Below are 13053 nucleotides of genomic sequence, written 5' to 3'. Positions count from 1 at the left end.
CAGCGCGTCGGCGAATGTGCAAGCTGCATTGCCAAATGGCAAAATCGAGGGATGACCCACGATCCAGACCACACCCTCAACGCTCTCGGGCCACGGCTCAAGCGTCTCCGACTCCGCCGGGACGTGACGCTCGTGGACCTGGCGGAACAAACAGGGATCTCCGCCAGCACGCTCTCGCGGCTCGAAGCAGGCCTGAGGCGACCTACCCTCGAGCAGCTGTTGCCGTTGGCCCGAGTCCACGGGGTCACGCTGGACGAGCTCGTGGACGCGCCACCGACCGGGGACCCCCGCGTCAATTTGCGGCCCGTAGCCAGCGCAGACGGGGCGACGATCCTGCCTCTGACTCGCCGGCCGGGCGGCATTCAGGCCTACAAATTCATCCTCCCGGAAGGCAAGGATGAACAGGAGCCGCAGCTAGGCACCCACGACGGATACGACTGGGTTTATGTGCTCGACGGGACCTTGCGTCTTGTTCTCGGTGAACACGACCTCATCCTCAAACCTGGCGAGGCCGCAGAGTTCGACACGCGCACGCCGCACTGGTTCGGCGCCACCGGCACCGGTCCCGTCGAATTCCTCAGCCTCATCGGGAAGGAAGGCCAACGCGCGCACGTCCGCGCGGCACCCCATCCGGGACGGTGACACAATCCGCTGGATCAGGGGTTCAGGAAGTCGTTGCCCTGTTCCACACGAAATAGATCCGCGCCTTCCTTGGTGAACCGGATGGCTGAAAAGCAGCATGGATCAGGACGACGCTGGCACGCTGGATCGAAGAAGTGTAGGAGCCGTAGGCTGCCGGCAGCCTGACTGTCGCGGGACCGCAGCCGGCGTTAAGAACCGTCGGCGTTAAGAAAGCGTAAAGGAATCGCACAAAAGCGCCCTTTCCCTCTCGTCTCGGCATAGGTTGAATCGCCGAAGTGTGGGTGCAGTTCAGTGTGCTGCGCCGGCCGAACCTTAGGAGACGCAGATGAGCGGTACAGGCCACCAGATCATTCCCGCGGAAGTCCGCAGGCCGGGGCAACCGACCGATACGGGAAACGCTCTGGGGCGGTGGCTGCTCAAGCACCAGGTCCAGCCGGTGATCGGCCCGGAAAGTCCCGAAGACCACGCCGCTCCCCAGGCCTGGTGGAAGGTCATGTGCCTGACCGGTGTTGACTACTTCTCCACGCTGTCCTACCTTCCGGCCATCGCCGCTCTCGCAGCCGGTGCGCTGTCGCCGTTGGCCACCCTGCTGATCGTTGCCCTCACGCTCCTGGGAATGCTGCCGATGTACCGCCGTGTGGCCAGGGAAAGCCCCCACGGACAAGGATCGGTTGCCATGCTTGAAAGCCTCCTGCCGTTCTGGCGGGGAAAAATTTTTGTCCTGATCCTCCTGGGATTCGTGGCAACGTCCTGGATCATCACCATTACGCTTTCGTCGGCTGATGCCACCGTGCACATGCTCGAAAACCCGTATCTCCCGGAATTCCTCGATGGACAGGCCGTCCTTATCACCGTGGTTCTTTTGCTGATACTGGGCGGTGTGTTCCTGCTCGGGTTCAGCGAAGCCGTCGTGGTGGCCATTCCGCTCGTGGCACTATTCCTGCTCCTCAATGCCGTGGTCATCATCACCGGCGTGGCGACGGTCATCAGCGATCCCGCCGCCTTGGCCGCCTGGACCGGAGACCTGTCGGCACGCGGCGGTTTCGGGGACATTATCGGCCCCGCCGTCATCGCCTTTCCACTGCTGGTCCTCGGCCTGTCCGGGTTCGAAACCGGCGTAAGCATGATGCCGCTGGTGGCCGCCGAAGGCAGGACGGCCGAGGAACGCCTCACTTCCAGGGTGCGGAACACCCGCAAACTGCTCACTACGGCTGCTGCCATCATGAGCGTCTACCTCCTCGGCAGTAGCTTCGTCACCACAGTCCTGATCCCGGCCAAGGAATTCGAACCCGGAGGTGAGGCCAGCGGACGCGCCCTGGCCTACTTGGCACACCAACAACTGGGGAACGGCTTCGGTACGGTCTACGACATCAGCAGCATCCTGATTCTGTGGTTTGCCGGCGCCTCGGCCATGGCCGGCCTGATCAACATCGTCCCGCGCTACCTCCCCGCTTACGGCATGGCCCCCGAGTGGGGACGCGCGGTCCGCCCCGTGGTCCTGGTCTACACGGCGGTCAGCATCCTCATCACCATCGGCTTCAACGCCGACGTCAACGCCCAGGCCGGCGCGTACGCCACCGGCATCCTAGCGATGATGGTCTCGGGATCCATCGCTGTCACGATCTCCGCCTTCAGTCGGGGCAACCGACGGGCCGGGGCCGGCTTTACGCTGCTCTCCCTGATACTGCTCTACGCGCTGGCCGCGAACGTCATCGAAAAGCCCGACGGCCTGACCATCTCCGCCTTTTTCATTCTGGGCATCATCGCCATCTCGCTGGTTTCCCGTGTCGCCCGGACCACGGAGCTGCGCGCGGACCTGATCAGGTTTGACGAGAATACCCGCCGCTTTATCGCAGACTCGCTTGACTACGACGGCGCCCTGAACCTGATCGCCAACCGCCGCCAGACCGGCGACAACCGGGAATACTCCGAGAAGGAATACGAGCAACGGGGCCAGAACGCAGTCCCCGGGACCGCTGACGTCATTTTCCTCGAAATCGACATCATCGACCCCTCCAACTTCGGCGGGACCCTGGACGTGCACGGCGTCGAAGTCGACGGCCACCGCATCCTGCGGGTAGAGAGCCCCGCCGCTCCCAACGCCATCGCCGCGGTCCTCCTGGCTCTCCGGGACACTGCCGGCGTCATACCCCACGCGTACTTCGAATGGTCCGAAGGCAACCCGCTCGCCCACCTGATGCGCTACCTGCTGCTGGGCCGCGGCGACACCCCGCCGGTGGTGCGGGAAATCCTGCGGAAGCACGAACCGGATCCTGCTCGCCGCCCACGCATCCACGTGGGGTAGCCGGACAACCCGCAGGCGATGGCGGCGGCGTTCCGGATCGCCAGGTCCGCAACGTCCCGCCTTCTTCAAGCGTCGGAGTGCCAGGTGCCCGTTTCCGCGCTGTATACCAGCCAATGGCCACTGACCGGGCCGTCTGCTGTGGGTCGGTGGCTAACCCAGGTGCGGTCCCCCTCCCGCGGCTCCCGCAAAGCCGACTGATCATCAAAACGGTCGACCGTCATCAGCATCTCCCTCCCGGTTGCATCTGAATTCTGATCCAAGCCTATAACCAGAAAGACCAGTCTGTCTCCTGCAATAGTGCGGGTGACGAAGGCGATTTCGACGTCGGACTGGAACACGAAGCCGGACATCGAGGCCTCGATCAGGCCCGGATTGTGCAACGCTGGTTGCATGGACCTGGAGGTGTCGCCCGCGCTCACAATTCCCGCGTCTGAACTCCGCTGGCGGTTCTCCCGCTCGTCCGGCCCGGGAGGTCAACACGTCAATACCTCGGACAGCCGAGTCGAGCTCTCGTGGAACGTCAAAAACTCGGCGGCGCTTTCGGACGACCAACGGCTCATGCTGATCACGAGACTCGCACGGCGGCTTATCGCCGGGGTGATCACAGTGACCGCCGCCGAGCAGCGCTCTCAGTTGCGCAACCGGGAGATCGCCCTGGCGAAACTTTCCGGCCTCCTGGCAGGTGCCCTTGCCCCCGAAGCCGCTCCCCGCCGGGCGACCAAACCCACCCGCGGCTCCAATCGTCGGCGCCTTGCCGCAAAGGAACAGCGTGCGGCGACAAAACAGCAACGAAGGCGGCCGTCGCTCGAGTAGCGCCCCGCTCCGAAGACGTTCGCCATCGGGAGCAGGAGCATGTACATAGCAGCCTATTCAGCTTTGAAATACTTCAGCTAATCGAGGCATTTCGTGAATTAAGCAATATCGATACCGGATTTACTATCTGCGATGAGTGATAACCTGACCGGCATGGCAAAACGAGTAATAACCACGCTTGAAGACGATCTCGACGGTTCCGAAGCGAATGAAACAATCATTTTTTCTATCGATGCTGCTGAATATGAGATTGATCTCAATAATGTCCACGCCGCCGAACTGCGTGAGGCAATGAATAAGTACACCGCCGTTGCGAGAAAGACCACCGGACGCGCCAGGCCGGCGCGACGACCCAGCAGCGGCACCAAGGACGCCAAGGCTGTCCGCGCGTGGGCGATTGAGAATGGTATCCCCGTGAATGCCCGGGGCCGAATTCAAGCTGACGTGCTGGAGCGCTACGCAGCAGCGCTCTAAAAGAACCCAGGCCATGGCCCTTCACACCGGATGGCGTCATAGCCGGACTGAGGCTCAGCACAATGAATAGGCGCAATCAGGGCCGGGGGCTACTAATCGGCTTTCGGTCCTGATTCTGTTTAGTCACCTATCCAGGTGGGCATCCCTGACGTCCTGGGGTGTTGCGCCCTGAATGACCCAGCGGTTGCCATCCGGGTCGCCGAAGTAGGCAAACTGGATGCCGCCCATGTCTTGAATTTCACTGATATCGGCACCGCGGCCCAGGAGTTCCGCGCGCAAGGCACCCAACTCCGGCGTGACGAGCTGCAGCCCTTCGAGGCTGCCAGGCGTCATACTGGTCATCCCCGTACCTATCACGATGGAAACGGCCGAACCCGGCGGAGTCAGCTGGACCACCCTCATTCCCGGTATGTACTCAACGTCGTGGTCGAGGACAAAACCAAGCTGCTCCGTATAGAACGCTTTCGACCTGTCGACATCAGCTACCGGGACCTGAACAACTTCAAGGCGCATCTCCATGCGCCCAAGAATACCGCCGCACCGGAAGGCAGCTACGCTCGGCACGCGCGACCGTCGGTCGTCACCTATCCTCGGTGGTTGACGCCCGTTCGGCCCCGGGGCGACACTGGCGTAATGAGCGAAGCGGAAAAGGAAACCATTGTCCGTTCGGTCGTCGACCGTCTGTCAGCGCGCTTTCCGGAGGCGGAGCGGACCCACATCGCGCGAATCGTCGGCGAAGAGTACGAGTCACTGGCTGACGGGCGAATCAGGAGCTTCATCCCTACCCTCATAGAGCATGAAGCCAGGGCCCGGCTTCAATGCGAATTCGCCCCGGAGCCGTCTGGGTCGGCTCCGCTTCAGTGAAGTGACCTGGGCGGGGATTGGCGCCATGCCCGGAAGAACCGGGTCCGGGCGTCGGCGCCCCGTTGTTGTTCCAACGCGTGGAGACGGCCATAGGTAAATTCGTTTCCCTCGCCGCCCTCCCGGGACTCCGTGGCAAGTGACCGTAACTTCTCCCGGATGACGACGCTGTCCTGCTGGTCGCCCAAAATTGTTTGGATTTCTTCAGCGGTGCGGGCAAGGTTGGCTCCCCGCTTTCCGAAAATCGGCAGGGCTGCTTCTGCCGCGTAGCGGACGCGTTTTGCGCTCTTCCGGACCTCATGTAGCGCTGCGTCGAGAGACGCTTCATCCGGCATCTCGTCCAGGCCTTTCACAGCACGCCGCAGGCGCTTCCGTTCTGCATTGACCAGCCGGGCTATCGTCCCCGGGGCCCTTTTGTCGGCAGGTCCGCCCAGTAGAGGGGAAGCAAGAAAGTCGTCCAGTGCATCAAGAAGCCGAAAGTACCGGTCGCCCGTCATGGCGGCCAGGCCTTCGGCGAGGGCAGCCTCATAAGCTGCCCCGAGCTGGTCCTCGATGTGTTGTTTCACCGGGCCAATGATCAGATCCGGCGGTTCGGCGCTGATCAGGTCGTTCAAATGGGTCCGCATGACCTCCAGATCCCGTGCCGCTCCCACCGCCCCGGCCAACCATTTGAGTTCTCCACGGAGGAACTGTGTGGTTCCTTTATCCGTCAGCTTGCGGAAGCTTGCGAGTACGGACCGCATCCGGCGCGCTGCCACGCGGAGCTGGTGTATAGCGTCCGGCGCTCCCTCCCGCACCCCTGGGTCATGCGCCTTCAGGGCCTCGACCTGTGCATGCATGTACCAAAGCAGCACCGCCGAGGCGTCGCCCTTGCGCCGAGGCTCGGGCGCCGGGTTGGTGCCAGCTGGATATCGGGCACCAAGCGCCCGTGCCAGCTTCGAGGGCAGCTCCGCCGGCAGGTGGCCGGCCCGGGCGAAGACCATACCTGCGGCATCCAGAAGTTTCCGGTGCCCGTCGATCAGTTCGATCTCCCATTCCCGCCAGGCGGCCTTGTCAACCGGTTCGAGGAGGATCCGGGATTCCACCCGATCGTCGCTAAATTCGGCCAGGACCGTTCCGTCGGCTGCGACCAGGGGAATAGCTGTACGTCGGGTTGTCAGGTGTGCCACCGCAACCAGTTCCTGGTTTCGGGTATGGGCCAGCACCAGTTGCTTCAACCGTAAGGGCACTGAGTCCAGGTCCTTGTTCAACGGTTCCTTGATTTCGCGCCGTTCGCCCGCGGCCACCGGCAGTTTCAGATGCCATCCGGCATCCTTGCCGCCCGTGCGCCGGCGCAACGTAATGCGGCGGGCCGCAAGCGCTAACGTCGCGGTGTCAAAATACACTGCATCGAGAGTCTGATCCGATCGCGTTCCCACGTGGTCCACTCCGGCAATCGCCGTCAATCCCGGCAGCGCAACGGACCCTCCGACGTCGAACTTTCGTTCCACTTCCAAATTCTCCGTCCCGGGCATGCTTCATGGTAGGCCGGTATCTGTCCCCTGGCGTTGTGCCTAAAGGCCCCTTATGAACCGAAGCCGGGGAAGCGATCCCATCTTTCCGTGAGGAGACCCCCTATGTGAGGAGTGAGGCGATCAGGCCCTCGATGCGGGTCTTGATTTCATCGCGGATGGGGCGGACCGCGTCCACGCCCTGGCCCGCCGGATCTTCAAGGACCCAGTCTTCGTAGCGCTTGCCGGGGAAGTACGGGCATTCGTCGCCGCAGCCCATGGTGATCACCACGTCGGATTCCTTCACGGCCTCGGTGGTGAGGACCTTCGGTATTTCGGCGGACATGTCAATGCCGAGTTCGGCCATGGCTTCAACGGCGGCCGGGTTGACCTTGTCAGCCGGCTGCGACCCTGCGGAGCGGACCTCGATCCCGCCCTTGGCCAAGGTGGTCAGGAACGCCGCGGCCATCTGGGAGCGGCCGGCGTTATGGACGCAGACAAAGAGGACGGATGGTTTCTTGGCGGTTTCGGTGCTCACGGGGTTTCTCCTGAAGTTAGTTGGTACAGCCATGGATTCATGATTCGTAGTAGTCAGGCGGCGCGCACTCGGGGTGCCAGGTCGTTGACGCGGTGGGCGATGTCCGCGAAGGCATCCTCAAAAGCCTCAGCGGTACCCAGGCGCAGCGGGTCCCGCACTGACCAGTGGACACCGCGAAGGCCCGTAAGCTCCTCATGGGCGTTGTCGCAGACCGTTACGACGAAGTCCCCCTCCCCAGCCACCAGGTCCAACCTGCGCGGGGTTCGGTCTTCGAGGTCCATGCCATGACGGCGGGCAACGTCGATGGCGCCTTCCGCGATACGTTCTGCGGGGTGCGTTCCGGCCGACGTTGAGGGGACTTCGCTGACCCGCTGCCAGAGCGCGGCGGCCAGCTGGGACCGGGCGCTGTTGCGCGTGCAGACGAACAGGACGCGGCGGGCTCCATGTTCCGTCGCTGGCACCAGACCTTCCAGGGCGCCGGCCGCAAGCCGGACATAGCTGCGGCGCCGGTCAGCTTCTGAGCGGTGGCGGATGGTCAGCCCGGCTGTTTCCAGGGTTCGCAAATGGTGGGACAGCAGATTCGAGGGCATCCCCAGTTCGGCCTGCAGTTCCATCGGGGAAAAGTCCCCCAACGTCAGCAGATCAACGATGCGCAGCCGGGCGGGATCGGCCAAGGCAGCGTACTTGGCCACCCTCGCCATAAACGGGCTTTTCCCCTCAATATTCATTGATTCAATTTTGACTGAGTTAATTCTTTCGGTCAAGCTGTTTGTTATGACCATGACCTCCAACAAGCCGCCGCTCTGGCGCCGCGCCGTGGCCGAACTGATCGGCACCAGCCTGCTCGTGACGATCGTCGTCGGCTCCGGAATCGCCGCACAGCAACTTTCCCCCGGCGACGTTGGGCTACAGCTGCTCCAGAACAGCACCGCCACCGTGTTGGGCCTGACCGTCCTGATCCTGGTGCTCGGGCCCGTGAGCGGTGCGCATTTCAATCCGGCGGTGTCCCTTGCCGACTGGACCCTGGCCCGACGCAGCGGCACCGGACTAAGCCTGCCGGAGCTCGGTACCTATGTCGTGGCGCAGACGGTGGGTGCGGTCAGCGGCTGTATGGTCGCGAACGCAATGTTCGAGGTGGGCACGTCCATCTCCGCCAAGGAGCGGGCAACCCCCGGACACCTGATGGGTGAGGTCGTGGCGACCGCCGGGCTGATCCTGCTGATCTTCGCACTGGCGGCGACCAAAAGGGGCGCCCTGGCCGCACCGGCGGTGGGCGCTTACATCGGTGCCGCGTACTGGTTCACGTCCTCGACGTCGTTCGCGAACCCGGCCGTGACAGTCGGGCGCATCTTCAGTGACACCTTCGCCGGCATCGCACCGGCGTCCGTTCCCGGCTTCATTGTTGCGCAGCTTATCGGCGCGGCGATTGGCCTTGGCCTCCTCACGGCCCTGTTCCCCTCAGCGGCCAACACCGCGGACGACGTCATCCTGCCGCACGCATCCAGGACGGCCGGCTCGTAGCAGTCCGGCACCGCAGGCAGGCAAACGTCCTAGCGTACTAGGCTTCGCTTGTGATCTCCAAGGCCGCCCCGGGTCCGACGGCGGACGCAGGACGGCGCGTCAGGCTGACCGCTGTGGCGGGCATGATCGGCGCAGTCCTTTTCGTGTCCGTGTTCACCATCTACGGGTGGCTGTTGCCGGGATACTCTCCCACGAGGATGTTCGTCAGCGAACTTTCCCTCGGCCCCTGTGGCTGGGTCCAGATCCTGAACTTCCTCCTGACCGGTGCCTTGATGCTGGTATTCGGCGTCGGCCTCGCTGCACACTTCACCACAGGTGCCGCGTCCCGAGCCGGCCCCGCACTGATACAGGGCATCGGAGTCAGTCTGATGGCCTCGGGACCGTTCACCACCGACCCGTCGGCGATGTTCGGCCAAACCAGTGCCGGAGGGATCGTGCACGGCATCTTCGGCGCCCTGGTTTTTACCTTCGCGCCGATCAGTTGCTTCGTGTTCTACCGGCGCTTCCGCCGTGAGCCGTTCTGGCAGCCACTGGCGGGATGGACGCTCGCCATCGGCTTCGTCCTCGCCGTCGGGATTGTGGTGCTCAAGATCAGCCAGCAGGCCGGGAGCGGACTGTTCGAGTGGAAGGGTCTGGTGCAGCGCGTCCTGCTGATCGCGATGATGGCGTGGCTCTTCACCGTTGCCTTCCGCCTGCACAGCCAGCACCGGAGCAGGACGCCCGCCCGTCGAGCGGTTCCCTAGGACCAGATGCCCAAGCTCCGCCTGGATCGGTGGCGATGCCGCCGCTGATCACCTGACTCGCACTGCTTTCCAAGTAGGCTGAATCCACACATACGGACAGGAGGCTGAGTTGGCAGAGACCACTGTGGCTGCGGTAATGGCCGAGCTGGACGCGCTTGAGGACCCGAGGGCACGCGAGGTGAACGAGAGACACGGTGACGATCACGGCGTGAATCTCAGCAAACTGCGCGGGATCGCGAAGCGGCTGAAGACGCAGCAGGAACTCGCACGCCAGCTCTGGCAGACGGAGAACACCGCGGCGAGGCTGCTGGCGATCCTGATCTGCCGCCCCAAGGCGTTCGACCGTGACGAGTTGGACGCCATGCTGCGCGCGGCGCGCACTCCCAAGGTGCACGACTGGCTTGTGAACTACGTCGTGAAGAAGAGCCCGCACTCCGAAGAGCTTCGACTGGTCTGGTCCGCCGATCCGGATCCAGTAGTCGCGAGTGCCGGCTGGGCACTGACCACCGAACTGGTGGCGAAGAAGCCCGAGGGCCTGGACCTCGCAGGACTGCTCGACGTCATCGAGGCGGAGATGAAAGAAGCCCCGGATCGACTGCAGTGGGCGATGAACCACTGCTTGGCCCAGATCGGGATTGAGCATGCGGAACTTCGCGCTCGTGCAATCAGAATCGGTGAACGCCTGGAAGTGCTCAAGGACTACCCGACTCCCCCAAACTGCACGTCTCCGTTCGCACCCATCTGGATTACGGAGATAGTGCGCCGACGACAGGATACGTAGGAGCGCGGTACGGGGAATCAGTGAGCGTTTACAGGTTCGCCTCGGCATACACTCGCAGTGCATCCCGGACGAAAGCAGCTCCCGACTCGCCGCCATAATTTGCGCTGAACCGCGGATCGGCAACGTACATCTCGCCGAGACCGAGCACATAGCCCTTCACGTCGCCGCCCGGGGCTGCCGCCGGGGTCCCGGGGATGCCCCGGAGCCATTCCACCTGCCGCCGGGCGAGGTCCTGCGCCTCGTCGCTGCCGGGGGCAAGCCCCTTGCCGGCCGCTCGAATCCAGTCGCTTCCGAGCTGCTGCGAGCGCTGCTTCCATGCCGTCTTTTCCGCGCCATCCATTCCACGCCACCAGGCATCGCTGCTGGCGTAGGCATCTTTGCCCCAGCGTTCTTCCACTTCCTCCTTGTACTGAGTGTGGTCAAAGCCGTCGAACATGTTCTCTGCCATAAGTTCTGCACCTTCTTTTACTGCCTCGATAGTGTTCTGGACGGACATGATCTGCCGGTTCAGCCGGTCCTGCTCCTGTCGAAGCCACTTCAGGTGACTGCTCAAGGCCGTGGCGGCGTCCGACTCGTTGCCGAGCACTTCGGCGATTCCGGACAGCCCAAGGCCCAGTTCCCGCAGCAACAGGATTCGCTGAAGCTGAACGAGAGACTGCTGGTCGTAGTGCCGGTATCCGTTGTGGGCGATCCGGCTCGGCTTTAGCAGGCCGATCTCGTCATAGTGCCGCAGCGTCCGGCTTGTGGTGCCCGCGATCCTGGCGATCTCTTGGATCGACCAGTCCATCTGTTGCTCCTTCCGCGCCAGTGTCCGTCCAATAATTCGACTCTAAAGGTTGACGCTGCGGCAAGGTCAAGAACGGGTTCGACTCCGGGAAGAAAGGGGTCGGGCTTTGCGCGGGAGGAGCCTCGCGGACAGGACGACCAGGACGGTCGTTACAGCTCCGGACAGGAGCACCTCGTCGAACGAGAGCCCGTCGATGTTAGGCTGCAGCTCCTCCTCGGTGGCCCAACCGAACCACACCTCGCTGGTGAACAGCCCGATGCCGAAGCACGCGACCACCGCGATCGCCATCGTCCACAGCCGGTGCGCCGCTCCCCTGCCGACGGCCAACCCGGCGACTACGCCAAACCCAAGGGACAGGGCAAGGAGCAACGCCAACCCCTGGAGTCCCAGATCCCACTGCACAACGCCGCCTCCCTTCGCGCAGGTCCGTCTCACTCAATCGTCGGCCCGGCACACCCGCCCGAATAGGGGCGGAATGCCCGGGGTCCCTCCCCTCCACGGAATCCGTTCCAGTTGGAGGGAAAGTTGGCGGGCTAGTATGTACCCGTGCACGTCCGAGCCAATGAATGGCACCCCTCAGGCAACGTTTCCGAGCAGGCACCTGGCGTCTTTTTCGTCGAAGGACCAGCGTCCAACTGGATCGTGGTTGGCGACGAAACCGGCTTCATGCTCATTGACAGCGGATATCCCGCAGACCGCGCGCTGGTCCTAGGGTCCATCCGTCATCTGGGCTTGCATCCGGCCGACGCCCGGGCGGTGCTGATCACCCACGGCCATGTCGACCACACCGGCTCCGCGGCCTACTTCTCCGAAACATACGGAACGCCGGTCCTGTGCGCCCCGGAAGAACTGGCCCACGTCCAGGGGCGGGAAAAGCACCAGGTCACATTCGGTCAGGTCATCCGCCGGGCCTGGCGCCCCCGAGTCTTCCGCTGGACGGTCCACGCCATCAAGGCAGGATCCCTGACGGCAAAACCTGCACCCAACGCCGAGGCTTGGAACACCGAGAGGCTCCGAAGCCTGCCCGGCAGCCCTGAAGCGATCCTGCTCCCGGGCCACACCCCGGGCAACGCCTCGGTCCTTCTTCCCGAAGCAGGAGTGATCGCCGTAGGTGACTCCTTTGTGAGCGGGCATCCTCTCAGCCGTAGAACCGGACCCCAGATGCTCCACCGGATGTATCACACAGAACCCGCCACGGCGCTGGAGGCGACTCACCTACTCGACGGCGTTAACTCCTCTGTCATACTTCCCGGCCACGGACCGGCACTCCACATGCCCCTAATCGAAGCGCTGACGGCGTTGCGGCACTAGGACACCGGGCCATGTCTCGCATCTTCATCACCGGCTCGACCGACGGGCTCGGCCTCGCCACCGCAAGGACTCTCTTGGATGAAGGCCACGAGGTCTTGCTGCACGCCCGCTCCAGGGAACGCGCCGCCGTCCTCGATGAAATCGCCCCGCAAGCGGCCGGTGTCGTCATTGGTGACCTCAGCAGCGCCGCCGAAACGCGGAGCGTCGCCGATCAGGTCAACGCGCACGGGCGGATGGACGCCGTCGTCCATAACGCCGGCGTCTACCTCTCGTCGGGGCGCGTCACGACCCCGGAGGGACACTCTTACACCCTCGCGGTGAACGTTCTCGCCCCCTACATCCTCACCGCCCTGATCGACAGGCCCGGCCGCCTGGTCTACGTCAGCAGCGGCATGCACCACGGGGCCGCCGGCAACCTGCAGGACATTGACTGGACCGAACGACGATGGAGTGCCAGCACCGCCTATTCCGAGAGCAAACTCCACCTTTCCGCGCTCTCCGCCTCGGTGGCCCGCCACTGGCCCGCGGTGCTCAGCAACGCCGTTGACCCCGGCTGGGTACCCACCAAAATGGGCGGCTCCGGCGCCCCTGACGACCTGGCCGAGGGCCACAAAACCCAGGCCTGGCTCGCCGTCAGCAATGACCCCGCCGCCCTGGTCTCCGGAAGTTACTGGTATCACCGCCGGCAGCGGCCGCCAGCGCCGGAAGTTACCGACGCGACGTTCCAGGACAGGCTCACCGACAAACTCGCCGAACTCACCGGCATCACGCTTTTCTGAAGCGCGGC

General features: G+C 63.8%; 16 protein-coding genes. 10 read left to right on the top strand and 6 right to left on the bottom strand.

What is annotated here, in order from left to right; translation table 11 throughout:
• The first annotated feature begins 51 nt into the window (after positions 1-51).
• From ACSQ1X_RS09805 to ACSQ1X_RS09790, 4 genes are all read left to right on the top strand, one after another.
• Positions 52-642, top strand: coding sequence for a helix-turn-helix domain-containing protein (locus ACSQ1X_RS09805; protein ID WP_436057526.1), 591 nt, complete (start codon positions 52-54; stop codon positions 640-642).
• A 325-nt stretch (positions 643-967) separates the two neighbouring features.
• A complete protein-coding gene (locus tag ACSQ1X_RS09800; protein WP_436057525.1) occupies positions 968-2947 on the top strand; it encodes an amino acid transporter in 1980 nt (659 codons plus the stop codon).
• A gap of 390 nt (positions 2948-3337) precedes the next feature.
• Entirely contained in the window at positions 3338-3760 is a 423-nt protein-coding gene (arfB, locus tag ACSQ1X_RS09795; RefSeq protein ID WP_436059314.1) for an alternative ribosome rescue aminoacyl-tRNA hydrolase ArfB, read from the top strand.
• Positions 3761-3892: 132 nt separating this feature from the next.
• Positions 3893-4234, top strand: a complete 342-nt coding sequence (locus ACSQ1X_RS09790; protein WP_436057524.1) for a histone-like nucleoid-structuring protein Lsr2 — start codon at positions 3893-3895, stop codon at positions 4232-4234.
• A gap of 123 nt (positions 4235-4357) precedes the next feature.
• Here the strand turns inward: ACSQ1X_RS09790 and ACSQ1X_RS09785 are convergent, their stop codons facing one another.
• Positions 4358-4753, bottom strand: coding sequence for a VOC family protein (locus ACSQ1X_RS09785; protein ID WP_436057523.1), 396 nt, complete (start codon positions 4751-4753; stop codon positions 4358-4360).
• Between the two features lie 114 nt (positions 4754-4867).
• Here ACSQ1X_RS09785 and ACSQ1X_RS09780 point away from each other — a divergent pair, with 114 nt between their 5' ends.
• Positions 4868-5098 carry a three-helix bundle dimerization domain-containing protein gene (locus ACSQ1X_RS09780; protein WP_436057522.1) on the top strand — a complete coding sequence of 77 codons (231 nt, stop codon included), beginning with the start codon at positions 4868-4870 and terminating at the stop codon, positions 5096-5098.
• Here the strand turns inward: ACSQ1X_RS09780 and ACSQ1X_RS09775 are convergent.
• The 3 genes from ACSQ1X_RS09775 to ACSQ1X_RS09765 form a co-directional block, all read right to left on the bottom strand.
• A complete protein-coding gene (locus ACSQ1X_RS09775; protein WP_436057521.1) occupies positions 5092-6585 on the bottom strand; it encodes a CHAD domain-containing protein in 1494 nt (497 codons plus the stop codon). The genes ACSQ1X_RS09780 and ACSQ1X_RS09775 overlap by 7 nt on opposite strands.
• Before the next feature lie 124 nt (positions 6586-6709).
• Complete coding sequence (locus ACSQ1X_RS09770) at positions 6710-7123, bottom strand: arsenate reductase ArsC (RefSeq protein WP_436057520.1); 414 nt, start codon at positions 7121-7123, stop codon at positions 6710-6712.
• Between the two features lie 53 nt (positions 7124-7176).
• The gene (locus ACSQ1X_RS09765; RefSeq protein WP_436057519.1) at positions 7177-7851 is read right to left on the bottom strand and encodes a helix-turn-helix domain-containing protein; all 675 of its coding nucleotides are present in this window, start codon (positions 7849-7851) and stop codon (positions 7177-7179) included.
• Positions 7852-7903: 52 nt separating this feature from the next.
• On the opposite strand from ACSQ1X_RS09765, the gene ACSQ1X_RS09760 reads away from it, so the two are divergent.
• From ACSQ1X_RS09760 to ACSQ1X_RS09750, 3 genes are all read left to right on the top strand, one after another.
• Positions 7904-8644, top strand: coding sequence for an aquaporin (locus ACSQ1X_RS09760; RefSeq protein WP_436059313.1), 741 nt, complete (start codon positions 7904-7906; stop codon positions 8642-8644).
• 50 nt (positions 8645-8694) lie between these two features.
• Complete coding sequence (locus ACSQ1X_RS09755; protein ID WP_436057518.1) at positions 8695-9387, top strand: DUF998 domain-containing protein; 693 nt, start codon at positions 8695-8697, stop codon at positions 9385-9387.
• Positions 9388-9523: 136 nt separating this feature from the next.
• A complete protein-coding gene (locus ACSQ1X_RS09750) occupies positions 9524-10168 on the top strand; it encodes a DNA alkylation repair protein (RefSeq protein ID WP_436059312.1) in 645 nt (214 codons plus the stop codon).
• Positions 10169-10196: 28 nt separating this feature from the next.
• On the opposite strand, the gene ACSQ1X_RS09745 is transcribed toward ACSQ1X_RS09750, so the two are convergent.
• On the bottom strand, positions 10197-10955 hold the full coding sequence (locus ACSQ1X_RS09745; RefSeq protein ID WP_055806271.1) for a MerR family transcriptional regulator: 759 nt from the start codon (positions 10953-10955) through the stop codon (positions 10197-10199).
• A 66-nt stretch (positions 10956-11021) separates the two neighbouring features.
• Positions 11022-11357, bottom strand: coding sequence for a hypothetical protein (locus ACSQ1X_RS09740; RefSeq protein WP_436057517.1), 336 nt, complete (start codon positions 11355-11357; stop codon positions 11022-11024).
• A 144-nt stretch (positions 11358-11501) separates the two neighbouring features.
• Here ACSQ1X_RS09740 and ACSQ1X_RS09735 point away from each other — a divergent pair, with 144 nt between their 5' ends.
• Both ACSQ1X_RS09735 and ACSQ1X_RS09730 read left to right on the top strand, forming a co-directional pair.
• Positions 11502-12266, top strand: a complete 765-nt coding sequence (locus tag ACSQ1X_RS09735) for an MBL fold metallo-hydrolase (RefSeq protein ID WP_436057516.1) — start codon at positions 11502-11504, stop codon at positions 12264-12266.
• An 11-nt stretch (positions 12267-12277) separates the two neighbouring features.
• Complete coding sequence (locus ACSQ1X_RS09730) at positions 12278-13045, top strand: SDR family NAD(P)-dependent oxidoreductase (RefSeq protein ID WP_436057515.1); 768 nt, start codon at positions 12278-12280, stop codon at positions 13043-13045.
• Positions 13046-13053 lie beyond the last annotated feature (8 nt).

This window comes from Arthrobacter sp. LjRoot78 (assembly GCF_964254335.1).
In the GTDB taxonomy this organism is placed as follows: Bacteria; Actinomycetota; Actinomycetes; order Actinomycetales; family Micrococcaceae; genus Arthrobacter.
The sequence above is the reverse complement of the archived record's forward strand: the minus strand, read 5'-3'. Positions and strand labels throughout refer to the sequence as shown.